Source organism: Clavibacter capsici, assembly GCF_001280205.1.
In the GTDB taxonomy this organism is placed as follows: domain Bacteria; phylum Actinomycetota; class Actinomycetes; order Actinomycetales; family Microbacteriaceae; genus Clavibacter; species Clavibacter capsici.
Genome location: NZ_CP012573.1, coordinates 1,475,482 through 1,498,165, shown reverse-complemented (window position 1 = coordinate 1,498,165; position 22,684 = coordinate 1,475,482). Strand labels below are relative to the sequence as shown.

The window sequence follows — 22,684 nt, the reverse complement described above, 5'->3', positions numbered from 1 at the left end:
GGCGCTGCTTCTTGGCCTCGAGGCGCGTGGACCCCTTGATGCGCTGCGGCTCGGTGATGAGCTCGGGCTCGCGCGGCGTGCGGACCTTGACGACGGTGCCGGGCGCGTCGTCGCCGTCGCGGCCCTCCTCGCCGGAGCGGCGGCGCGCGCGGCGGCGGACCGACGGGGCGTCGTCCTCGTCGTCGCGGTCGTCGTCACGGTCGCGGTCGCGTCCGTCGCGGCCGGTGCTGCGGTCCTGGCCGCGGCCGCCGCGACGCGAGGAGCGCGAGGGGCGGTCGTCGCGGTCGAGGTCGTCGTCGTCCTGGCGGCGGTCATCGCGGCGGTCGTCCCGCTCGCGGCGGGGCGGGAGCGGCGCGATGTCCGGTGCCTGGAAGAAGACGGAGAGGGACGGGAGCGTGCGCGCCGGGGTAGCGGGGGCCTCGGTCTCGGCGACGGGCTCCGCGGCGGACGGGGTCGGCGCGGGCTCGTCCGCGGGTGCGGCGTCCGCGGGGAGGTCGGCGGCGGGCGCCTCCTCGGCCGGCGCGGCGGCGGCCTTGCGGGGCGCGCGCTTGCGCGGTGCGCGGACGGCGGGCGGCGCCGTCTCCTCGGCGGGGCCGCGGCGGGATCCGTCTCGGGGGCCGGCGCCTCGGCGGACGCGTCGACGCTGGCGCCGTCCGTCGGGGATCCGTCCGCTCCGGATGCGGCGGGCGCGGACGCGGCGGTCCCGGCGCGGCGCGAGCGTCGGGCGACCGGCGTCTCGGGCTGCTCGGGGGTGGACTGGGTGTCGTCGTTCTCGTTCAGGGTGGGGCCCTTCGCTTCGGAGGCGGCGGGCGTGCCGCTCGCCTCGGGGTTCGCGGACGCGGGGAGGACGGGCGTGCCGTCGGTCTCCGGTGCCGCGGTCGGCTCGGCGCGGCGGCCTGTCAGCCGCTCGAAGAGGCTGGGACGCCTCCTGCCGTGGTTCTCGTCTCTCTCCACCATCTCTGGTGCACTCCTCAACCGGTCGGTACGGCCGCGCCGTACCCCGGTAGCTCTCCGAGTGGATCCCCGCGTACGCGGTTCTCCGTCGATCCTGGTCTGCGACGGCCGGCCCGAGGCTTCGGTCGTGCGCACTGGTACGGAACTGGCTATCCGCCGCCGGACGTGCCGTGCGGCCCGGGTCTGCCCCGGGAAAGACTCTTCATGGCGGTCGTCCCGCGCGGCGGGTCGACCTGCCTGCCAGTATCGCACGCCGACGCCCACCCGGCCGTCAGGGTCCGGGCTCCCCCGTCTGCCATGATCACCGCATGACCGCGACCCCGGCCCCCACGCATCCCCGTTCCCTGGCCGTCCTGCTGGTCGTGACGGGGGCCGTCGGCTGGTCCGGGGCGTTCGTGCTCGTGCTCGACCGGCTGCACCTGCTGGAGAACCCGGGCGCGTCGCTCTCGTGCGACGTGAACCCCTTCATCTCCTGCGCGACCGTGATCGAGTCGCCGCAGGGATCGCTGTTCGGCTTCCCCAACCCGCTCATCGGCGTCGCCGCGTTCGTGGTGCCGATCGTGATCGGCATGGCGCTGTTCGCCGGAGCGCGGTTCGCGCGCTGGTTCTGGACGCTGTTCGCGCTGGGCACGCTGGGCGGCTGGGTGTTCGTGACGTGGCTCTTCACGCAGAGCGTCTTCGTCATCGGCGCGCTGTGCCCGTACTGCCTGCTGGTGTGGAGCGCGATGATCCCGCTGTGGTGGGGCACGCTGTCCGCCACGGCGCGCTCGGGTCTGCTGCCGCTGCCGTCCGGGGTCCGCCGGGCCGCCGACGCGGTCGCGCCGTACACCTGGGCCGTCGTCGTGCTGAACTACGCCGTGATCGTCGTGGCGATCATCGCGACGTTCCCCGCGCTCGTCCCCACGCTCCTCGGCTGAGGAGCCGGGACGACGAGAGGGGCCGACCGGATCGCCGGTCGGCCCCTCTCCATGTCGATCCCTAGAACCAGAGCGCGAGCTCGCGCGCGGCGGACTCGGGCGAGTCGCTGCCGTGGACGAGGTTCTGCGCGACGGCCAGGCCCCAGTCGCGGCCGAGGTCGCCGCGGATCGTGCCGGGGGCGGCGCCGGTCGGGTCGGTCGTGCCGGCGAGCGAGCGGAAGCCCTCGATGACGCGGTTGCCGGCGACGCGCACGGCGACGATCGGGCCCGACTCCATGAACTCGACGAGCGGCTGGTAGAACGGCTTGCCCTGGTGCTCCTCGTAGTGCTGCTCGAGCAGCGCGCGCTCGGCCTGCACCATGCGCAGGTCGACGATCTGGTAGCCCTTGGCCTCGATGCGGCGGAGGATCTCGCCGGTGAGGCCGCGGGCGACGCCGTCGGGCTTGACGAGGACGAGGGTCTCCTGGACGGGAGCGGTCATGGGTGTCTCCTACGGGGTGGGAGCCGGCGGCTCGGTGGTCGGTCGGTGGTCGGTGGGGCGCTCGTCGGCGCCGTCGGGGTGCGCGGACTGCTGCTCGTCGAGCATGGCCTGCTCCCAGGCGCCGCGGGCGGCGGCCTTCTCGCGGTCGATGCGGGCGCCCTGCACCATGGCGTAGACCCAGAGCAGCAGGAAGAACCCGCCGACCGCGAACATGGCGGGCAGCACGAGGCCCGTGAGGACGACGAGGACCTGCACGACCCAGCCGGCGCGGATCCCGAGCGGCGTGCGCAGCGTCCCCACGACCGCGAGCATCGCGACGACGAGCAGGGCGCCGCCCCCGAGCGCGAGGAGCGGCGGCAGGGCCTCCAGGCCGAACGCCACGAGGCTCGCGAGGAACACGACGATGACCTGGAAGCCCATGACGATGGATCCCAGGATCTCGACCGTGGTGCGGGGCGGGCGCGGGCGCCGGGTGCGGGCCGGCCTGCCGTCGGTGCTCACGCGGTCTTCCAGCCCTCGTCGGCGGCGTGCGCGATGGCCTCGCCGACGAGGAGGATCGAGCCGGTGACGAGCGCCGCGCCCTTCTCGGTCTCGCCCGCGGAGTCGCGCGCGTCGTCGAGGGCCGTGCGGAGGTCGGGCTCGACCGTGACGCGGTCCCGGCCGACGACGCCGACCACGATGCGCGCCAGCTCGTCGGGATCCACCGAGCGCTCCGACGTGGAGCGCGTGACGATGAAGTGGTCGACGACGCCCTCCAGCTCGCGCACGATGCCCTCCGCGTCCTTGTCCTCGAGCACGCCGATGACGGCGGTCACGCGGTCGAAGGTGAAGTAGACGGGGAGCGCGGCGGCCAGCGACGCGGCGCCGGCCGGGTTGTGCGCCGCGTCGACCAGCACGGTCGGCTCGGTGCCGACGACCTGCAGGCGGCCGGGGCTCGTCGCGGTGGCGAGGCCCTCCGCGAGCACGTCGTCGTGGATGGCGTGGTCGCCGCCGCCGAGGAACGACTCGACCGCGGCGATCGCGACCGCCGCGTTCTGGGCCTGGTGGGCGCCGAAGAGCGGCAGGAACACGTCGCGGTAGGTGCCGGCGAGGCCCTGCACGCTGATGACCTGGCCGCCGACCGCGAGGGTGGTGTCGAGGAGGCGGAACCGCTCCCCCTCCATCGACCACGTGGACTCGGTGAGCTCGGCGGCGCGGGTGAGCTCGGCGACGACCTCGGGCACCTGGGCGCTGGAGACGACGTCGGCCGCCGGCTTCACGATGCCGGACTTGGTGCGCGCGATCTCCGCCACGGTGGATCCGAGCCGCTGCGTGTGGTCGAGCGAGACGGGCGTGAAGACCGCCACCTCGCCGTCGCCCACGTTGGTGGAGTCCCACTCGCCGCCCATGCCCACCTCGATCACCGCCACGTCGACGGGCGCGTCGGCGAACGACGCGAACGCGAGCACCGTGAGCGCCTCGAAGAACGTGACGGGCGCCTCGCCCGCCGCGACCAGCTCCTGGTCCACGAGGTCGATGAACGGCTCGACGTCGGCCCAGTTGCGGCTGAGCGCCTCGTCGGTGATGGGCAGGCCGTCGACGACGATGCGCTCGTTGAAGCGCACGAGGTGCGGGCTCGTGAAGAGGCCCGTGCGGAGGCCGGCGGCGCGGAGGATGCTCTCCGTCATCCGGCTCGTCGAGGTCTTCCCGTTGGTGCCGGTGACGTGCACGATCTTGTACGCGCGCTGCGGGTCGCCGAGCAGCTCGACGACGCGGCGGGTCGCGGACAGCCGCGGCTGCGGCGCCTGCTCCCCCACGCGGGCCAGCAGCGCCTGGTACACGGCGTCGCCCTCGCGTTCGAAGTAGTTCTCGTCGTCGACCTCGCGGCCGGCGACGATCGACTGCTCGGCCTCGCGGCGGAGCTCGGCGGCGTCGTCGGCGAAGAGCTGGTCGTCGCTCAGGCCGTCGACGTCGGGGTCGAGGGCGCGCGCCGCGGCGTCCACGCCCTCGTCCGTCTCCGGCTCGAAGTCGTCGTCGCGGCGGACGTCGTCCGCCTCGTCGTCGTCGAAGGGGCGTCCGCCCTGCTGGTCGCTCATGCTCGCTCCACCTCGATCTCCAGGGGGGATCCGCCGCCCACGGTGATGCCGGACGCCGACGCCTCGGCGTCCGCGTCGATCCGCAGCGCCACCGCCAGGGTCTCACGGGCGATGAGGTCCCGGAACCGCTCGGCCTGCTCGGCGCCCGCGGCGTCCAGCCGGATCACGAGGGCGATGCGGTCGCTCACGTCGAGCCCCGCGCCCTTCCGCGCGTCCTGCACGTTGCGCACGACGTCGCGCGCGAGGCCCTCGGCCTCGAGCTCGGGGGTGAGGGCCGTGTCGAGCAGGAGGAACCCGCCGCCCGGCAGGAGCGCGAGCGCCTGGTCGGCGCGGTCGCCCGCCACCTCCAGCACGAGCTCGTACTCGCCGGCCACGAGCGGCACGCCGCCCGCGACGACCTCGCCGTCCGCCTCCGTCCAGTCGCCCGCGCGGGCGGCCTGGATGACCTGCTGCACGCCCTTGCCGAGGCGGGGTCCCGCGACGCGCGCGTTGACGGTGAGGCGGCGGGTGATCCCGGCATCCGTCGCGCTCGACGGGGTCAGCTCCTCGACGGAGACGTCCTTGACGTTGAGCTCGTCGCGGAGGATGTCCTCGAACCGCGCGAGCCCGTCGGCGTCGTCGCTCACGACCGTGAGGCGCGCGAGCGGCTGACGGACGCGGAGGCCCGACTGCTTGCGGAGCGAGAGCGCGGTCGAGGCGACCTGGCGGACCCGGTCCATCACCTCGACGAGGCGGTCGTCGGCGGGCAGGTCGTCGGGCTCCGGCCAGTCCTCCAGGTGGACGCTGCGCCCGCCGGTGAGGTCCTTCCAGATGCGCTCCGAGACGAGCGGCAGGAGCGGCGCCGCGACGCGCGTCACGGTCTCGAGGACCGTGTAGAGCGTGTCGAAGGCCTGCGTGCCGCGCACCGTGCCGTCGGCCTGCGCGTCGACGCCCGCCCAGAACCGGTCGCGGCTGCGGCGCACGTACCAGTTGGTGAGCACGTCCGCGAAGTCGCGGAGGGACGCCGCGGCGAGCGTGGAGTCGAGGGCCGTCATGTGCTCCGTGACCTCGGTCACGAGGCGGCGGGTGCGGGCGAGGACGTATCGGTCCAGCACGTCGTCGCTCGTCGTGTCGCGCCTCGCCTCGTAGCCGCCGGGCGCGGCCGAGTTGGCGTAGAGCGAGAAGAAGTACCACGTGCTCCAGAGCGGGAGCAGCACCTGGCGGACGCCCTCGCGGATCCCCTCCTCGGTGACCACGAGGTTGCCGCCGCGCAGCACGGGACTCGCGAGGAGGAACCAGCGCATGGCGTCGGATCCGTCGCGGTCGAAGACCTCGTTGACGTCCGGGTAGTTGCGCAGCGACTTCGACATCTTCTGGCCGTCGTTGCCGAGGACGATGCCGTGGCTGACGACGCTCGAGAACGCGGGCCGCTCGAACAGCGCGGTCGACAGCGCGTGCAGCGTGTAGAACCACCCGCGGGTCTGGCCGATGTACTCGACGATGAAGTCCGCCGGGCTGTGCTCGTCGAACCACTCGCGGTTCTCGAACGGGTAGTGCACCTGCGCGAAGGGCATGGATCCGGAGTCGAACCAGACGTCGAGCACGTCCTCGATGCGGCGCATGGTGCTCCTCCCCGTCGGGTCGTCGGGGTTCGGGCGCGTGAGCTCGTCGATGAAGGGGCGGTGGAGGTCCGTCGGGCGCACGCCGAAGTCGGCCTCGAGCTCGTCGAGGCTGCCGTACACGTCGACGCGCGGGTAGGCCGGGTCGTCGCTCTTCCAGACCGGGATGGGGCTGCCCCAGAACCGGTTGCGGCTGATGGACCAGTCGCGGGCGCCCGCGATCCACTTCCCGAACTGGCCGTCCTTCACGTTCTCGGGCGTCCACGTGATGTCCTGGTTGAGGCGCACCATGTCGTCGCGGAAGTCCGTGACGCGCACGAACCAGCTGGAGACGGCCTTGTAGATGAGCGGGTTCTTGCAGCGCCAGCAGTGCGGGTAGGAGTGCTCGTAGCTCGCCTGCCGGATGAGCCGGCCCTGCGCCTTGAGCATGCGCGTGAGGGTCCTGCCCGCATCGGACCAGAGCTCGCCCGCGACCTCGGGAACGGAGTCGACGAAGCGGCCTCCCTCGTCGAGCGAGAGGATCACCGGGATGCCCGCGGCGGCGCAGACCTGCTGGTCCTCCTCGCCGTAGGCCGGGGCCTGGTGGACGATGCCGGTGCCGTCGGTGGTCGTCACGTAGTCCGCGACGAGCACCTGCCACGCGTTCTCGGTGCCGAAGCGCTCGACGTCGGCGTAGAAGTCCCAGAGCCGGTCGTAGGCGACGCCCTCGAGCTCGCGGCCGAGCACGGTGCGGGAGACGGCGGCGCGGGCCTCGTCGGCGGACGCGTAGCCGAGGTCCTTGGCGTAGTTGCCCACGAGGTCCTGGGCGATGAGGTACTCGGATCCCAGCACCTCGGCCGCGAGCTGCACGGACGACTCCCGGGGCAGCGAGTCGGGCGCCTCGGAGTCGGGCGTGCCCGCAGGGCCGGCGGGCACCACGGCGTAGGTGATGTCCGGCCCGACCGCGAGCGCCATGTTCGTGGGCAGGGTCCAGGGCGTGGTCGTCCAGGCGAGCGCGCGCACGGCGGTGAGGCCGAGCGACTCCGCTTTCGCGCCGACGAGCGGGAAGGTGACGGTGACCGACTGGTCCTGGCGCATGCGGTAGACGTCGTCGTCCATCCGCAGCTCGTGGTTGCTCAGCGGCGTCTGGTCGTGCCAGCAGTACGGCAGCACGCGGAAGCCCTCGTAGGCGAGGCCCTTGTCGTGCAGCTGCTTGAAGGCCCAGATGACCGACTCCATGAAGTCGACGTCGAGCGTCTTGTAGTCGTCCTCGAAGTCGACCCAGCGCGCGGAGCGGGTGACGTACTCCTCCCACTCGCCCGTGTACTCGAGCACCGAGCGGCGGGCGACGGCGTTGAACGCCTCGACGCCCATCTCCTCGATCTCGCTCTTCTCGGTGATCCCGAGCTGGCGCATCGCCTCGAGCTCGGCGGGCAGGCCGTGCGTGTCCCAGCCGAAGCGGCGGTGGACCTGCTTGCCGCGCATGGTCTGGAAGCGCGGGAAGGCGTCCTTCGCGTAGCCCGTGAGGAGGTGCCCGTAGTGCGGGAGGCCGTTGGCGAAGGGCGGGCCGTCGTAGAAGACCCACTCGTCGCATCCCTCGCGCTGCTCGACGGAGGCGCGGAAGGTGTCGTCGCGCTTCCAGAACGCGAGGATCCCCTTCTCGACGTCGGGGAAGCGCGGGCTCGCGGCGACCTGGTCGGGCGCGCTCGGGTCGTCGGGGACGGGACGGGGGTAGGTCATGGCGGCTCCTCGGGCGTCGGCTCTGCGAGGACGCCCGGATCCCTGGTGCGGATCCCCGAGCGCGGTACCACCCCGCTTGCCACGCGACGCGCGGCCACTCTCTGCGAAGGCGATGACGGGCCCGACCCGTTCGGTTCTACTCGCCGCGCATTCCGCGGCTTTCTTCCGAAGGCTCCCCGGTGATGGCCGGATCGGCGCCTGTGCTGACGATCCTAGCGCGCGGGAGGCGGCTGCCGGCAGCGCCTAGCCGCCGAGCTGGGCGCGGTAGGCGTCCGCGCGGTACGGGAGGTCGAGCGCGTCGCGGCCCGCGGTGTCGGGGTGCGCGGCGAGGAGCGTGCGGACGTCGTCCAGGAGGCGGGCGCGCTCGGCGTCGGGGAGCACGAGGACGCGGCTGATGGATCCCGCGAGCGCGACCACGTCCTCGGGTGCGAGGCGGTGGACGTGGGCGAAGGACGCGTGCTCGACCGGGCCGAAGCCGGGGAACGGGCCCGGCTCCACGGCGCGGGCGGCGGTCCGGCTGCCGGGCTGGAGGAGCGCGTCGAGCTCGCGGACCCAGTCGACCTCCGTGTCCATGACGTTCCACACGATGCCGAGGCGCCCGCCCGGTCGCAGCACGCGGGCGCACTCGCGGGCCGCGTCGCCCTCGTCCATCCAGTGCCAGGCCTGGGCGACGAGGACCGCGTCCTCCTCGCCGTCGCCCACGGGGATCGCCTCGCCCGAGCCCGCGCGGGCCGTCACGTCGGGACGGGCCGCGGCGAGCACGGCGCGCATCCGGTAGTCGGGCTCCACGGCCGTGACGGCGAGGCCGCGGCCGGCGAGGAGGCGGGTGAGCTTGCCGGTGCCGGCACCCAGGTCGACGACGCGGCGGGCGCCGGCCGGCAGCATCCACATCACCGCCTCCTCCGGGTAGCCGGGTCGCACGCGGTCGTACTGGGCGGAGACGGCGCCGAAGGAGGACGCGAGGGCGGCGTGGTCGGGCGGGCCCGGGGCGTCGGAGGTCATGCGGTCATCCTCGCTCCCCAGGGCCGCCCGCACCGCGCGCCGCACCGCGACGGGATCCGCCGCGCGGCCCCGTCAGCCGAGGCGCGCGGAGGTGCGCTGCAACCGCATCGGGTCGAGGACGATGCCCGGGACCGTCGCCGTGCGACCCGTGACGTCCGTCACGCGCACCGTGTAGGGACCGGCACCGAGGCCGGACGACGCGAGCCAGTAGCCGTAGACCGTGCGCGACAGCGGGACCCATGCCGTGCCGAGGCGCACCTCCACAGAGCGCAGCTCCGTCCCGGCGTCGACCACCTGGATCGCGGCCCAGTACGCCGACGAGCCCTCCTTGAGGCGGAACGCGAGCGGCGGGACGACGGGCGCCGCGACGGGCGCGTACGAGACGGGGATGATGCCGGCGTCGAAGTCGCCGATGGCGCGGAACGCCTCCTCGCTGAGGTCGAGGTGGCCCTTCGCGCACTCGGAGCAGAGGTCGGCGACCTCGACCCGGACGGTGCCGCGCGGGCCGGTGACGTCGAGGTAGGTGCCGCACGCGGCGCTGCCGGCGTAGTCGTCGGGGCCGACCGCGACGTACAGGCGGTCCGCAGGGATCGCGGGGAGCGAGCAGTTGCCGTTGGTGGCGCTCCCGTCCGGCCCGAGCGAGTAGTGGGTCGCGCGGCCGGAGCCGGGGGCGACGGCGGACGCGGATCCGGCGGGGGCGAGCGCGGCGAGGGCCGCGGTCCCGAGGAGGAGGGCGGACAGGGCGGCGAGCACGCGCGGGCGGCGAGCACGGCCCGGGCGCGTCCGGCTGCCTTCCGGTCGGGGTCGGTCGGAGGGTGCGGCGGCGAGTTCCATGCGTCTCTTCCCAGGTCGAGGGCGCGGCGCGGTCCGGCCGCGCGGCAAGGGTAGGACCGCTCCCGCCGGCCGCGGAAGGTCCGCGGAGGACGGCCCTCGCCCGTTCGCCGCGGGGACGCTCGACGTTCAGCCGGCGGCGATGGCCGCGAGCGCCGGCCGGAGCGGATCCAGCGCGCGGCGCACCGCGTCCTCCAGCGGTCCCCGACCGACCCCGTCGGCGGCCCACGCCATGACGGCCGCGGCCGTGGCGGCGGCGAGGACGGCGGCGGCGACGCGCACCGGACCCGCCGAGGCGCGTCGGCCGGTCGCGCGCGCCAGGGCCTGGGCGACGGGATCCACGAGCGGCGCCGCGCGCGTGACGCCCTCCCCCGCCACGTCGGCGCCGAGGCCCATGACCTCGTGCTGGGTGAGGGCGAGCGGCAGCCAGCCCTCCCCGCGGCTGCGGGCCGCCTGGACGAGCGCCTCGACGACGGCGTCGACCGAGGGGTGCGCCGGGTCGGCCGACGCGAGCGCCTCCCCGAACGCGCGCAGCGCGTCGTCGAGGCCCGCCCACAGGAGGTCGGCCTTGGAGGCGAAGTAGTTGAAGAACGTGGCCCGGCTGACCCCGGCGCGCTGCGCGATCTGCTCCACGGTGGTCGCCGCGTACGTGTTCTCGAGGAACAGCTCGGCCGCGGCCTCCTCCAGGGTCGCGCGCGACGAGCGGCGCGGGCGGCCGGCGGGACGGGCGGAGGTCATGGGCCCATCCTGGCGCACCGGAGCCCCGCGCCTCGCGTATTGTTGGACTCGGTACAGAAACCACCCGCTCCCGCGCCCGAGCGGCGCCCCCATCGGAAGCACCCATGATCCCCACCCCGCGCGCCCGCGCCCTCGCGGGCCTCGGCGCCCTCGCCGCGACCGCCCTCGTCCTCTCCGGCTGCACCCAGGCCACCCCCGAGGCGTCGACCACGCCGGTCTCCGGCGGCACCCTCGTCTACGCGTCCGGCGACGCGGAGCCCGAGTGCCTCGACCCGCACGTCGGCGGCAACTACCCGCAGGCGCTCGTGTCGTCGCAGTTCCTCGAGCCGCTCGTGTCGCTCGACGGGAAGGGCGGGATCACCCCGTGGCTCGCCGACAGCTGGACCTGGAGCGACGACGGCCTCGGCCTCACGCTGGAGCTGCGGCAGGGCGTCTCCTTCACCGACGGGACGCCGTTCGACGCGGACGCCGTGGTCGCGAACATCCGCCACGTGCAGGATCCCGCCACGCTCTCCTCCACCGGGTACCTCGCGCTCCAGGCGGTCACGGACGCGACCGCCGTCGACGCCGACACCGTGCAGCTCACGCTCTCGACGCCCGACAGCGCGCTGCTCGAGTCGCTCTCGCAGCCGTGGCTCGCGATGGAGTCGCCCGCCGGGATCGCCCGCGGCACGGACGCGAACTGCGCCCAGCCCATCGGCACGGGACCCTTCAGCGTCGAGCGCTGGGACCGCCAGCAGTCGATCTCGCTGGTGCGCAACGACGCCTACTCGTCGCCGCCGGCCGACGCCGCGCACAGCGGCCCCGCCTACCTCGAGCGGATCGACTGGCGGTTCCTGCCCGACGCGGCGTCCCGCTACGCGGCGCTGCAGAGCGGCGAGGTCGACGTGATCGACAACGCGCAGCCCGATGCGATCGCGTCCGCGGCCTCCGGCGGCACCCTCGGCGAGCTCGACGCGCCGCGGCCGGGCGCCTCCAACCGCATCGAGCTGAACTCCGGCCAGGCGCCGTTCGACGACGAGCGCGTGCGGGAGGCCTTCATCCGCTCGGCCGACGTCGACGCGGGGATCACCGCGCTCTTCCAGGGCACCGCCGAGCGCTCGCACTCGCCGCTCGCGAGCACGGAGCCTGCCGCCGTCTCCGACCCCGACCTCTTCGCGATCGACGCGGACCGCGCCGCCGCCCTCCTCGACGAGGCGGGCTGGTCGGCGAAGGACGCCGACGGGATCCGCACGAGGGACGGCAAGCGCCTCACGCTCCGCTTCCCCGTGAGCACCAACCAGTCGATCCCCGCCGAGCAGTCGCTCTTCGAGCAGATCCAGGCCACGACCAAGGCCGTGGGCTTCGACGTGCAGCTGGAGCCCATGGACCTCGGCTCCTGGTACGAGGCGCTCGGCGACGACGCGTACGAGCTCGTGAGCGCGCCGTACACGAAGGCCGGGCCCGACGTGCTGCGGATCCTCTACGACACGTCCGGCATCACCCCCGCGCCGAGCGGCTACTTCGCCAACCACGCCAAGGTCTCCGTGCCGGAGATCGACGCCGCGCTGGCCGAGGCGCGCTCCACGACCGACCCGGAGCGGCGGAAGGCGCTCTACGCCGACGTGCAGCAGCGCGTGATGGCCGGGTACTGGATCCTGCCGCTCTACGACCAGCAGAACCACTTCCTGCATGGCACCGGCGTCCAGGGGCTCCGGGCCCTGCCGTCGGTCGCGACCCCGACGCTGTACGACACCTGGCTCGCCCGGTGACGCGGGCCCGCGCCCGGTCCGCGTCCCCGTCCCGACGATCCGCGCTCCTGCGGGCCGTCGGGGCGCGGATCGGCGGCGCGGTGCTCGTCCTCTGGGCGGTCGCGACCGTGACCTTCCTCGCCGTGCGGCTGATCCCGGGCGACCCCGCCCAGGCGATCCTCGGCGGCCCCGGCTCGCAGGCGCCGCCCGAGGCGGTGGCCGCGGTGCGCGCCGAGTACGGGCTCGACCAGCCGCTCCTCGTGCAGTACCTCGCGCAGCTCGGCCGCCTCGCGCAGGGCGACCTCGGCCGCTCGTACGCGCTCCGCGAGGACGTCGTCGCGGTCCTCGCGCGGCAGCTGCCGGGCACGCTGCTCCTCGCGGTGCTCGCGCTCGCGGTCGCGTGGATCCTGGCGCTCGGCCTCGCGCTCGTCTCCACGGGCGCCGGGCGCATCGCGGCAGCGATCGAGGCGGGCGTCGAGATCGTCGCGGCGTCCCTCCCGCACTTCTGGATCGGCGTGGTGCTGATCCTCGTGTTCTCCACCGGCCTCGGCTGGCTTCCGGCCGTCAGCGGCTCGTCGCCCGCGGGCCTCGTGCTGCCGGTGCTCACGCTCGCCATCCCGCTGGCCGGCTTCCTCGGCCAGATCATGCGCGAGGCCCTGCTCGACGCGCTCGACTCGCCCTTCGCGCTCGCCGCCCGGGCGCGCGGCGAGTCCGAGGCGGGCGTCCGGCTGCGACACGCGCTCCGGCACGCGGCGGCCCCCGGCATCGCGCTTTCGGGCTGGGCGTTCGGCTTCCTCATCTCGGGCGCCGTGGTGGTCGAGCAGATCTTCGCGCGCCCCGGGCTCGGCCGCACGGCGCTGTCGGCGGTGACGAGCCGGGACGTGCCGGTGATCGTCGGCGTGGTGCTCGTGGTCGCGGTGGTCTACATCGTGCTCACGGCCGTGACGGACCTCGTGGCGCGCCTGGTGGATCCGCGGCTCGTCGACGCGCGCACCGGCCCGGTGCCCTCCGCCGCGCCCTCCTCCCCCGCAATCCCCGCGGCGGCCGCGCGATGAGCGACCCCCGCGCCGAGACGCTGCTCGCCGCCGCGCCCGCCCGGCCGCCCGTCCGGATCCTCGCGGCCGCCGGCACCGCGGGTGCCGCCCTCGCGGTGGCCCTGCTGCTCGCCGCCGCCCTCGCGCCCGGCCTCCTCGCGCCCGGCGACCCGCTCGCCATCGCGCCCGCGGAGGCCTTCCGTCCGCCCGGCGCCGGCCACCTCCTCGGCACGGACGAGTCCGGTCGCGACGTGCTCACGCGCGTCGTGCACGGCGCCGGCCCCAGCCTCGTCATCGGCGTGAGCGCGACCGCGATCGGCCTCGGGCTCGGCGCGGTCCTCGGCCTCGCCGCCGCGCTCCTCGGCCGGCTCGCCGACTTCGCCGTCAACCGCGTCATCGAGGTCGTCTTCGCGTTCCCGGGCCTCCTGCTCGCGCTGTTCCTCATCGTGATCCTCGGGCCCGGCATCGGCAGCGCCACCCTCGCCGTCGGGATCTCGGCGGCGCCCGGCTACGCGCGCATCATCCGCGGCCGCGTCATGTCGGTGCGGCGCTCGCCGTACGTCGAGGCGGCCACCGTGCTCGGCCGCCCGCCGCTCGTGGTGCTCGCGCGGCACATCCTGCCGAACACCGCGGCTCCGCTCTTCGTGCTCGGCACGCTCGGCGTCGGCCAGGCCATCGTGTGGGCGTCCTCGCTCAGCTACCTCGGGCTCGGGACGGTGCCGCCGGATCCCGAGTGGGGCGCCATGCTCGCCGCGGGACGCACGTACATCGGCTCGGCGCCGTGGCTCACGGTGGTGCCGGGGCTCATGATCGTGCTCACCGCGACCGCCTCCACCGTGCTGGGCCGGGCGCTCGAGCGACGGGTGCGCGCGTCGTGAGCGGCGGATCCGCGCCCCGCGTGCCCGACGCGGCACCCGCGCCCCTCGCCCTCCGCGTGGAGGACCTCCGCGTCTCCTTCGGCGGCGTCCGCGTCGTGCACGGCGTCTCCCTGCGGATCGCGCCGGGCGAGTGCCTGGCGCTCGTGGGCACGTCCGGGTCCGGCAAGAGCGTCACCGCGCGGAGCCTGCTGGGCCTCGCCGGATCCGGTGCCGACGTGCGCGCCGACGTCCTGGAGGTGGCCGGCCGCGACCTGCGCACCGCGGGCCCGCGCGAGTGGCGCCGCGTCCGCGGATCCGGCGTCGGGCTCGTCCTGCAGGACGCGCTGTCGTCGCTCGACCCCCTGCGTCCGATCGGCCGCGAGATCGGCGACGCCCTCCGCCTGCACGGGATGCGCGACGCGCGGGCCCGGCAGGCGCGCGTCCTCGAGCTGCTCGAGCGCGTCGGGATGCCGGATCCGGCGATCCGCGTCCGCCAGCGTTCGGGCGAGCTGTCCGGCGGGCTCCGCCAGCGCGCGCTCCTCGCGGCGGCGCTCGCGCTGGATCCGCCGCTCCTCGTCGCCGACGAGCCCACGACCGCGCTCGACGCCACCGTGCAGGCCCGCATCATCGACCTCCTCGCCGACCTGCGCACGCGCGGCCAGGCCACGCTGCTCGTCAGCCACGACCTCGCGGTCGTCGCGCGCCTCGCCGACCGCGTCGCCGTGATGCACGACGGCCGCGTCGTGGAGGAGGGCCCGGTCGCGGACGTCCTCCGTTCGCCCGCCCATCGGCGCACACGCGCCCTCGTGGCCGCCGTGCCCACGGGTGTGCCGCGCGGCGTGCCGCTCTCGGCGGCACGCCTCGAGGCTGCGCGCACGCCGGTCGAGCCGGCCGCGGCGTCCCCGTCGCCAACCGTCCACCCCGTCGTCCTCCGCGCCACGGGGCTCCGCCGCGCCTTTCCGGGCCCCGGCGGATCCCTCCGCACGGCCGTCGACGACGTGTCCCTCGAGGTGCGCCGCGGCCGCACCCTCGGCCTCGTCGGCGGGTCCGGCTCGGGCAAGACGACGGTCGCCCGCCTGCTGCTCGCGCTGGAGCAGCCCGACGCAGGCGAGGTGACGCTCGACGGCGAGGCCTGGAGCGGGATCCCCGAGCGGGCGCGCCGATCCCGGCGCCCCCGCGTCGGCGCCGTCTACCAGGACCCGCTCGCGTCCTTCGACCCGCGCTGGACCGTCGACCGGATCCTGCGCGACGCCCTCGCGGTCGCGGGCCGCTCCGGTGCGGAGGCCGTCGACTCCCCCGCCACGCTCCTCGCGCAGGTGGGCCTCGACCCCGCGCTGCTGCCCCGCCGCCCCGCGCGGCTCTCGGGCGGGCAGCGCCAGCGGGTCGCCATCGCGCGCGCCCTCGCGGCCCGCCCCGACGTGCTGATCTGCGACGAGCCCGTCTCCGCGCTCGACATCGCGGTCCAGGCCCAGGTGCTCGACCTCCTCGACGAGCTGCAGCGGCGGCTCGGCCTCGGCCTCCTGCTCATCTCGCACGACCTCGGCGTCGTCGGGCACATGAGCGACGAGGTCGCCGTCATGTCCGACGGGCGGATCGTCGAGCGCGGATCCGCCGCCGACGTGCTCGCCCGCCCGGCGCATCCCGTCACCCGCGCGCTCCTCGCCGCCGTGCCCCGGCTGGATCCGGGCGCCGCCCCCCGCTGACCCGTCCGGCCCGCGCGTCAGACCCCGGCGTGCCGGTCGAGGAACGCGTACAGCTCGCGGTCGTCCACCCCGGGGAACGACCCGCGCGGCAGGGGCGCGAGGATGTGCGCGTGCAGCCGGGCGCTCGGCCAGGCCCGGTCGCGCCACCGGCCCGCGTCCTCGGGATCCGCGCGCCGGCAGCACGACTCGTCCGGGCACCGCGACACGCTGCGCGCCGTCGTCTCGCGTCCCCGGAACCACTTCGCGTGCGCGAACGGCACGCCGAACGAGATCGAGTACTCGCCCTCGGTCGTGGATCCCGTCTGCGTCGAGCACCAGAACGTCCCCGCGGGCGTGTCCGTGTACTGGTGGAACTCGGTCGTGCGGTTCGTGCGGTCGAACGCGCCGCGCGCCGCCCACTCGCGGCAGACCGGCTGCCCCTCGACGGCGCCCGTGACGTCCACCGGCAGCGGCAGGCCGTCGTTCTCGTACGCCTTGTAGACCGCGCCGTCGCCGCCGACGCGGAGGAAGTGCACGCGGAGGTCGAGGTGCGTCGTGCTGATGTTCGTGAGCCGGAGCGCCGCCGCCTCGTGCGTCACGCCGAACGCGTCGCGGAAGTCCTCCACCGCGAGGTCGCGGCGCGCCTTCGCCTCCGCGAGGAACTCGACCGACTGCGTGAGCGGCATGAGGCACGCGGCCGCGAAGTAGTTGATCTCCAGCCGCTGCCGCAGGAAGTCGGCGTAGCTCGCGGGCTCCTCGTGCCCGAGCACGCGGTGCGCCATCGCCTGCAGGGCCATCGAGCGGAGGCCGTGGCCGCCGGGGATCGACGCGGGCGGCAGGTAGATCCGCCCCTCGCCGAGGTCGGTGACCGACCGCGTCGAGCGCGGCAGGTCGTCGACGTAGATGAGCTCGAAGCCGAGGCCCTCCGCCATCCGGCTGACGCTGCGGTGCGAGAGCGCGCCGCTGCGATGGCCGACGTCGGCGAGCATCCGCTCGGCCAGCTCCTCGATCGCGGGGATGTGGTTGTCGCGCTCGCGCATCATGAGCCGCTGCTCGGTGTTCGCGCGCCGGGCCTCCTCGGGCGTCGCGATGGACTCGCGGGCACGCCGCGCCAGCTCCCGGTGCAGCCCGACGAGCGCCTCGAGCGTCTCCTGGGGCAGCGCCCGGCTCGCGGGGACGGCTGGCAGCCCGAGCGACCCGTAGAGCGAGGAGCGCTGCGCCCGGTCGAGCTCGATCTCCAGGGCCGAGCGGGCGTCCGGCGCGTCGGCCGCGAGCAGGTGCGTGACGTCCACGCCCAGCGCGGCGGCGATCCGGCCGAGGGTCGACAGCCGCGTCTCGCGCCGGCCGTTCTCGATCATGCTCAGCTGGCTCGGCAGGATCCCCGCCCGCTCCCCCAGCGCCTGGAGCGTGAGCCCGGCGCCCTTCCGCGCGTGCCGGATGCGACGGCCGATGACGAGCTGGTCCATTCCTTCACCTCTCCGTGAACATCCCCGCTTCTTCACGGAGACGGATCCTCGAAGCCCATCCTGACGCGTCTCAGGCTGGAACAACAGACCGATTGACGAGGACGGACCGACATGACCACCATCCAGGACGCACCCCCGCTCACCGCCGCAGGCCCGATCCGCCGCGCCGACGCCACCGCACCCCGGGGCGCCGCGCCGGACGCCGTCCCCCTCCCGCCCGGCGCCGAGGCGCCCGACGCCTGCCGGGACCCGCGCATCGCCCGCTGGGTCGCCGACGTCGCGCGTCTCACCCTCCCCGACCGGGTGGTGTGGTGCACGGGCAGCGTCGCCGAGTACGACCGCATCACCCGGCAGATGGTCGACGCCGGCACGCTCATCCGCCTCAACCCGGAATGGCGACCGCACAGCTTCCTCGCCCGCAGCGACCCGGACGACGTCGCCCGCGTCGAGGACCGCACCTTCATCTGCTCCGCGGACGAGGCGGACGCCGGCCCCACGAACAACTGGCGCGACCCCGTCGAGACGCGCGCCGAGCTCCGGGGCCTCTTCGCCGGATCCATGCGCGGCCGCACCCTCTACGTCGTCCCCTTCTCCATGGGACCGCTCGGCGGCGCGATCTCGCAGCTCGGCGTGCAGATCACGGACAGCCCCTACGTGGTGGCGAGCATGGCGCTGATGACCCGCATGGGCGACGACGCGCTCCGCCTCATCGGCCCGGACACGACGTGGGTCCGCGCGCTCCACGGCCTGGGCGCCCCGCTCGTCGACGACGCGGGACGCCGATCCGCCGACGTGCCGTGGCCGCACAACCCCGACAAGCGCATCTGCCACTTCCCGGAGGACCGCGAGATCATCTCGTTCGGCTCGGGCTACGGCGGCAACGCGCTCCTCGGCAAGAAGTGCTTCTCGCTCCGCATCGCCTCCGCCATGGCGCGCGACGAGGGCTGGCTCGCCGAGCACATGCTCCTCATCCGGGTCACGAGCCCCGAGGGCCGCCGCTTCCACGTCGCGGCGGCGTTCCCCTCGGCGTGCGGCAAGACGAACCTCGCCATGCTGACGCCGACCATCCCCGGCTGGACGGTCGAGACGCTCGGCGACGACATCGCCTGGCTGCGCCCCGACGTGCAGGGACGGCTCCGCGCCGTGAACCCCGAGCGCGGCCTCTTCGGCGTCGCGCCCGGCACGGGCGAGGCCACGAACCCCGTCGCGATGTCGACCATCTGGGGCAACGCGATCTACACGAACGTCGCGCTGCGCCCCGACGGCGACGTGTGGTGGGAGGGCATGACGCCCACGCCGCCCGCGGGCCTCGTCGACTGGCAGGGGAAGCCGTGGTCGCCCGCGTCCGGGACGCCCGCCGCGCACCCCAACGCGCGCTTCACCGTGGGGATCGAGCAGTGCCCGACCCTCGCGGACGGCTGGGACGACCCCGACGGCGTGGTGGTCGACGCGATCCTCCTCGGCGGCCGACGCGCCACCAACGTGCCGCTCGTGGCCGAGGCGGACGACTGGGAGCACGGCGTGTTCGTCGGCGCGACCATGGCCTCCGAGCGCACCGCCGCCGCCGAGGGCCGGGTCGGCGAGCTCCGCCACGACCCGTTCGCGATGCAGCCCTTCGTCGGCTACGACATGGCGGACCACTGGCGGCACTGGCTCGAGGTCGGGCGCGGCCTCGGCGACGGGGCCCCGCGGATCTTCCAGGTCAACTGGTTCCGCCGGGGCGAGGACGGCTCCTTCCTCTGGCCGGGCTTCGGCGAGAACGCGCGCGTGCTGGAGTGGATCGTGCGCCGCGTGGAGGACCGCGTCGACGTCCGCCCGTCCCCGGTCGGCGGCCTGCCGCGGCCCGAGGACCTCGACGTGGCCGGTCTCGACCTCGCGGACGGCGCGCTCGAGGAGCTGCTGGCGCTGGATCCCGCGCTCTGGCTCGAGGAGCTCGACGCGGTGGACGCGCACTTCGCCCGCTTCGGCGGACGCGTCCCCGCGGAGCTCACGGCCCGCCTCCACGCGATGCGGCGGGCGTTCCGCGAGGCCGACCGCGGCGTGCACGCCTAGCCGCGCCGGCCGGATGCGCGGGGCCGCCCGCCCCCGCATCCGGTCGCCGCGCCCCCATCCGCTAGCCTGGATCCCGCACAGAAGGCACCTCACCATCGACACGGTGCCGTCCACATCGAGGGAACCGGAGCACGCATGGCTGACGATCGACGTCCGGACACCGCGCAGGAGGCGACCGGCCAGGTGGCCCGGGTCCCCGACAAGCCGGCCCTCGAGGGCCTCGAGGCCAAGTGGGGCGGCCGCTGGCAGGCCGACGGCACGTACGACTTCCGCCGCGACGAGGCCGCCGCCGGCACCGTCTTCTCCATCGACACCCCGCCGCCCACGGCGAGCGGATCCCTCCACATCGGCCACGTCTTCAGCTACACGCACACCGACGTGATCGCCCGCTACCGCCGGATGCGCGGCGAGAGCGTCTTCTACCCGCTCGGCTGGGACGACAACGGGCTCCCCACCGAGCGCCGCGTGCAGAACTTCTACGGCGTCCGCTGCGACCCGACGCTCCCCTACGACCCCGCCTACCAGCCCGCGGAGACCGGCGGCACGTCGAAGCCCGGCGACCAGCAGCCCATCTCCCGCCGCAACTTCATCGAGATGTGCGAGCGCCTCACCGAGGAGGACGAGAAGCAGTTCGAGGACCTCTTCCGCACCCTCGGCCTCAGCGTCGACTGGCGCCAGAGCTACCGCACCATCGGCGCCGAGGCGCAGGTCGCGTCGCAGCGCGCCTTCCTCCGCAACCTCGCCCGCGGGGAGGCGTACCAGGCCGACGCGCCCACGCTCTGGGACGTGACCTTCCGCACCGCGGTCGCGCAGGCCGAGCTCGAGGACCGCGAGCAGCCGAGCGCCTACCACCGGCTCGCCTTCCACCGCGCGGGCGGCGACGACGTCATCATCGACACCACGCGCCCCGAGCTCCTCGCCGCGTGCGTCGCCCTCGTCGCGCACCCCGACGACGAGCGCTACCAGGGCCTGTTCGGCACCACCGTCACGACCCCCGTCTTCGGCGTCGAGGTCCCCGTGCTCGCGCACCACCTCGCGCAGCCCGACAAGGGATCCGGCATCGCCATGGTCTCCACCTTCGGCGACCTCAACGACGTCGTCTGGTGGCGCGAGCTGCAGCTGGAGAACCGCGCGATCGTCGGCTTCGACGGCCGCATCGTCTCCGAGGCGCCCGCCGCCATCACGTCGGCGGCGGGCCGCGAGGCGTACGCCGCCCTCGCCGGCAAGACCGTCTTCTCCGCGAAGGCCGCCATGGTCGAGCTCCTCACGGAGTCCGGCGACCTGATCGGCGAGCCGCGCAAGATCACCCACCCCGTCAAGTTCTACGAGAAGGGCGACAAGCCCCTCGAGATCGTCTCGACCCGCCAGTGGTACATCCGCAACGGCGGGCGCGACGAGGAGCTGCGCCAGGGCCTCCTCTCCCGCGGCCGCGAGATCGGCTTCGTGCCCGACTTCATGCGCGTGCGCTACGAGAACTGGGTCGGCGGCCTCAACGGCGACTGGCTCGTCTCCCGCCAGCGCTTCTTCGGCGTGCCGCTGCCCGTCTGGTACCCGCTCGACGCCGACGGCAACCCGGAGTTCGAGAAGGCCATCACGCCCACCGAGGACCAGCTGCCGGTCGACCCGTCGTCGGATCCCGCCCCCGGCTACACCGAGGACCAGCGCGGCGTCCCCGGCGGCTTCCAGGGCGAGCTCGACGTCATGGACACCTGGGCCACCTCGTCCCTCACCCCGCAGCTCGCGGGCGGCTGGGAGCGCGACCCGGAGCTGTTCGACCTCGTCTTCCCGTTCTCCATGCGCCCGCAGGGCCAGGACATCATCCGCACGTGGCTCTTCTCCACGGTGCTGCGCGCCGAGCTCGAGCACGGCGCCGCCCCGTGGAGGACGGCCGCGATCTCCGGCTGGATCCTCGACCCCGACCGCAAGAAGATGTCGAAGTCGAAGGGCAACGTCGTGACCCCGGCGGCCACTCTCGAGCAGTTCGGCTCCGACGCGGTGCGCTACTGGGCCGCGTCCGCCCGCCTCGGCGTCGACGCCGCGATGGACCCGCAGAACCCGACGCAGATCAAGATCGGCCGCCGGCTCGCGATCAAGGTCCTCAACGCCGCGAAGTTCATCCTGTCCTTCGAGGCGCCGGAGGGCGCCCGGGCCACGCACGCCATCGACGTCGGCATGCTCGCCGCCCTCGCCGAGGTCGTCGAGACCGCGACCACGGCGCTCGAGGAGTACGACCACGCGCGCGCCCTCGAGGTCACGGAGAGCTTCTTCTGGACCTTCTGCGACGACTACCTGGAGCTCGTCAAGGACCGCGCGTACTCGGCCGACGCCGACCCGGCCGACCGGGGATCCGCGGTCGCCGCGCTCCGCGAGGCCCTCGACGTGCTGCTGCGCCTGTTCGCGCCCTTCGTGCCGTTCGCGGCCGAGGAGGCGTGGAGCTGGTCGCACGACGGCTCGATCCACACCGCCGCCTGGCCGACCGCCCCGACCCCGGACGCGCCGGCCACCGGCGGCACGGCGGATCCGCGGCTGCTCGCCCTCGCCGGACGCGCGCTCGTCGGCATCCGCCGCGCGAAGACGGACGCCAAGGCCTCGCAGAAGACGCCCGTCGCCGAGGCCGTCGTCTCCGCGTCCGCCGAGGACATCCGCTCGCTCGAGCTCGTGGCGCGGGACCTCCGCGCCGTGGGCCGCATCACCGACCTGACCTTCACCGAGGGGGACGGCCCCGCCGTCACCCGCATCACGCTCGCGACCGCCGAGCAGCACGAGGAGACCGACGCATGACCATCTCGATCCGCCCCGTCCGCGACGGCGACTTCTTCCCCTGGTTCGACCTGTTCGCGGGCTACGCCGAGTTCTACGGCACCGAGCTGACGGACGAGAGCGCGGTCCTCGCCTGGAGCCACCTCATCGACGACTCCCACGCCAGCTCCGCGCTCGTCGCGGTCGACGACGCCCACGAGGGCGCCCTCGTCGGCCTCGCCCACTTCCACCGCTTCTCCCGCCTCGCGCGCGGCACCGACGGCCTCCTGGTCGACGACCTGTACGTGCGTGAGGTCTCGCGCCGCCAGGGCGTGGGCGAGCAGCTCCTCGCCGCGGTGGCCGACGTCGCCCGCCGCGACGGCGCGAGCCTGCTCCGCTGGATCACCGCGGAGGACAACGCCGACGCGCAGCGCCTCTACGACCGGGTCGCCCGCCGCACCACCTGGGTCACCTACGAGCAGGACGTCTGATGCAGCTCGGCACGCGCTGGCCCGTCGGCGGCGACGCCCCGGCGGAGCTCCCCGAGGTCGTCCTCCTCGCGGTGAAGACCGTCGAGAAGGACGTGGTCGCGCTCGCGACCGACACGTCCGCGTGGCGGTGGACGCTCACCTGGCTCGAGCGCAAGCCCGTGGTCGAGCTCGACGACGGCACGGTGATCCGGTACGACCCGATCGAGGACGCCGCCACCATCACCATCCCGGGCGAGAGCACCGACGACCCGTTCGACGACTGACGGGCTCCCCCGCCTGACCGCATGACGGACGCGCCGGCCCTCGGGTCGGCGCGTC

At 74.6% G+C, this 22,684-nt stretch carries 17 protein-coding genes; 9 read left to right on the top strand and 8 right to left on the bottom strand.

Annotation, left to right across the window (positions count from 1 at the left end):
• Positions 1 to 1,262: 1,262 nt before the first annotated feature.
• Positions 1,263 to 1,871 carry a vitamin K epoxide reductase family protein gene (locus tag AES38_RS07055; RefSeq protein WP_053774372.1) on the top strand — a complete coding sequence of 203 codons (609 nt, stop codon included), beginning with the start codon at positions 1,263 to 1,265 and terminating at the stop codon, positions 1,869 to 1,871.
• Positions 1,872 to 1,932: 61 nt separating this feature from the next.
• Here the strand turns inward: AES38_RS07055 and ndk are convergent, their stop codons facing one another.
• The 7 genes from ndk to AES38_RS07020 form a co-directional block, all read right to left on the bottom strand.
• The gene (gene ndk / locus AES38_RS07050; protein ID WP_053774371.1) at positions 1,933 to 2,352 is read right to left on the bottom strand and encodes a nucleoside-diphosphate kinase; all 420 of its coding nucleotides are present in this window, start codon (positions 2,350 to 2,352) and stop codon (positions 1,933 to 1,935) included.
• Positions 2,353 to 2,361: 9 nt separating this feature from the next.
• On the bottom strand, positions 2,362 to 2,853 hold the full coding sequence (locus AES38_RS07045; RefSeq protein WP_053774370.1) for a DUF4233 domain-containing protein: 492 nt from the start codon (positions 2,851 to 2,853) through the stop codon (positions 2,362 to 2,364).
• A complete protein-coding gene (locus AES38_RS07040; protein ID WP_053774369.1) occupies positions 2,850 to 4,427 on the bottom strand; it encodes a bifunctional folylpolyglutamate synthase/dihydrofolate synthase in 1,578 nt (525 codons plus the stop codon). Before AES38_RS07040 ends, AES38_RS07045 begins: the two co-directional genes overlap by 4 nt.
• Positions 4,424 to 7,744, bottom strand: coding sequence for an isoleucine--tRNA ligase (gene ileS / locus AES38_RS07035; protein ID WP_053774368.1), 3,321 nt, complete (start codon positions 7,742 to 7,744; stop codon positions 4,424 to 4,426). Before ileS ends, AES38_RS07040 begins: the two co-directional genes overlap by 4 nt.
• 243 nt (positions 7,745 to 7,987) lie before the next feature.
• Positions 7,988 to 8,746 (bottom strand): class I SAM-dependent methyltransferase, encoded by a 759-nt coding sequence (locus AES38_RS07030; RefSeq protein ID WP_053774367.1) that lies wholly within the window; start codon positions 8,744 to 8,746, stop codon positions 7,988 to 7,990.
• 72 nt (positions 8,747 to 8,818) lie between these two features.
• Positions 8,819 to 9,499 carry an expansin EXLX1 family cellulose-binding protein gene (locus AES38_RS07025; protein ID WP_053774366.1) on the bottom strand — a complete coding sequence of 227 codons (681 nt, stop codon included), beginning with the start codon at positions 9,497 to 9,499 and terminating at the stop codon, positions 8,819 to 8,821.
• Between the two features lie 207 nt (positions 9,500 to 9,706).
• On the bottom strand, positions 9,707 to 10,315 hold the full coding sequence (locus AES38_RS07020) for a TetR/AcrR family transcriptional regulator (RefSeq protein ID WP_053774365.1): 609 nt from the start codon (positions 10,313 to 10,315) through the stop codon (positions 9,707 to 9,709).
• Positions 10,316 to 10,419: 104 nt separating this feature from the next.
• On the opposite strand from AES38_RS07020, the gene AES38_RS07015 reads away from it, so the two are divergent.
• The 4 genes from AES38_RS07015 to AES38_RS07000 are packed head-to-tail and all read left to right on the top strand — an operon-like array spanning position 10,420 to position 15,639.
• Complete coding sequence (locus tag AES38_RS07015; RefSeq protein WP_053774364.1) at positions 10,420 to 12,066, top strand: ABC transporter substrate-binding protein; 1,647 nt, start codon at positions 10,420 to 10,422, stop codon at positions 12,064 to 12,066.
• Positions 12,063 to 13,100: an ABC transporter permease gene (locus tag AES38_RS07010; RefSeq protein WP_053774363.1), complete on the top strand. Its 1,038-nt coding sequence runs from the start codon at positions 12,063 to 12,065 to the stop codon at positions 13,098 to 13,100. Before AES38_RS07015 ends, AES38_RS07010 begins: the two co-directional genes overlap by 4 nt.
• Positions 13,097 to 13,957 carry an ABC transporter permease gene (locus AES38_RS07005; RefSeq protein WP_053774362.1) on the top strand — a complete coding sequence of 287 codons (861 nt, stop codon included), beginning with the start codon at positions 13,097 to 13,099 and terminating at the stop codon, positions 13,955 to 13,957. Before AES38_RS07010 ends, AES38_RS07005 begins: the two co-directional genes overlap by 4 nt.
• Positions 13,954 to 15,639 carry a dipeptide ABC transporter ATP-binding protein gene (locus AES38_RS07000; RefSeq protein WP_053774361.1) on the top strand — a complete coding sequence of 562 codons (1,686 nt, stop codon included), beginning with the start codon at positions 13,954 to 13,956 and terminating at the stop codon, positions 15,637 to 15,639. The genes AES38_RS07005 and AES38_RS07000 overlap by 4 nt, the downstream gene beginning before the upstream one ends.
• 17 nt (positions 15,640 to 15,656) lie before the next feature.
• Here AES38_RS07000 and AES38_RS06995 read toward each other — a convergent pair whose 3' ends face one another.
• Positions 15,657 to 17,084 carry a helix-turn-helix domain-containing protein gene (locus tag AES38_RS06995; RefSeq protein ID WP_053774360.1) on the bottom strand — a complete coding sequence of 476 codons (1,428 nt, stop codon included), beginning with the start codon at positions 17,082 to 17,084 and terminating at the stop codon, positions 15,657 to 15,659.
• Between the two features lie 111 nt (positions 17,085 to 17,195).
• Here AES38_RS06995 and AES38_RS06990 point away from each other — a divergent pair, with 111 nt between their 5' ends.
• From AES38_RS06990 to AES38_RS06975, 4 genes are all read left to right on the top strand, one after another.
• Positions 17,196 to 19,136, top strand: coding sequence for a phosphoenolpyruvate carboxykinase (GTP) (locus AES38_RS06990; RefSeq protein WP_053774359.1), 1,941 nt, complete (start codon positions 17,196 to 17,198; stop codon positions 19,134 to 19,136).
• Between the two features lie 135 nt (positions 19,137 to 19,271).
• Positions 19,272 to 21,917 (top strand): valine--tRNA ligase, encoded by a 2,646-nt coding sequence (gene valS, locus AES38_RS06985; RefSeq protein WP_053774358.1) that lies wholly within the window; start codon positions 19,272 to 19,274, stop codon positions 21,915 to 21,917.
• Positions 21,914 to 22,366, top strand: a complete 453-nt coding sequence (locus tag AES38_RS06980; protein ID WP_053774357.1) for a GNAT family N-acetyltransferase — start codon at positions 21,914 to 21,916, stop codon at positions 22,364 to 22,366. Before valS ends, AES38_RS06980 begins: the two co-directional genes overlap by 4 nt.
• Positions 22,366 to 22,629 carry a hypothetical protein gene (locus AES38_RS06975; RefSeq protein WP_053774356.1) on the top strand — a complete coding sequence of 88 codons (264 nt, stop codon included), beginning with the start codon at positions 22,366 to 22,368 and terminating at the stop codon, positions 22,627 to 22,629. The genes AES38_RS06980 and AES38_RS06975 overlap by 1 nt, the downstream gene beginning before the upstream one ends.
• Positions 22,630 to 22,684: the final 55 nt, after the last annotated feature.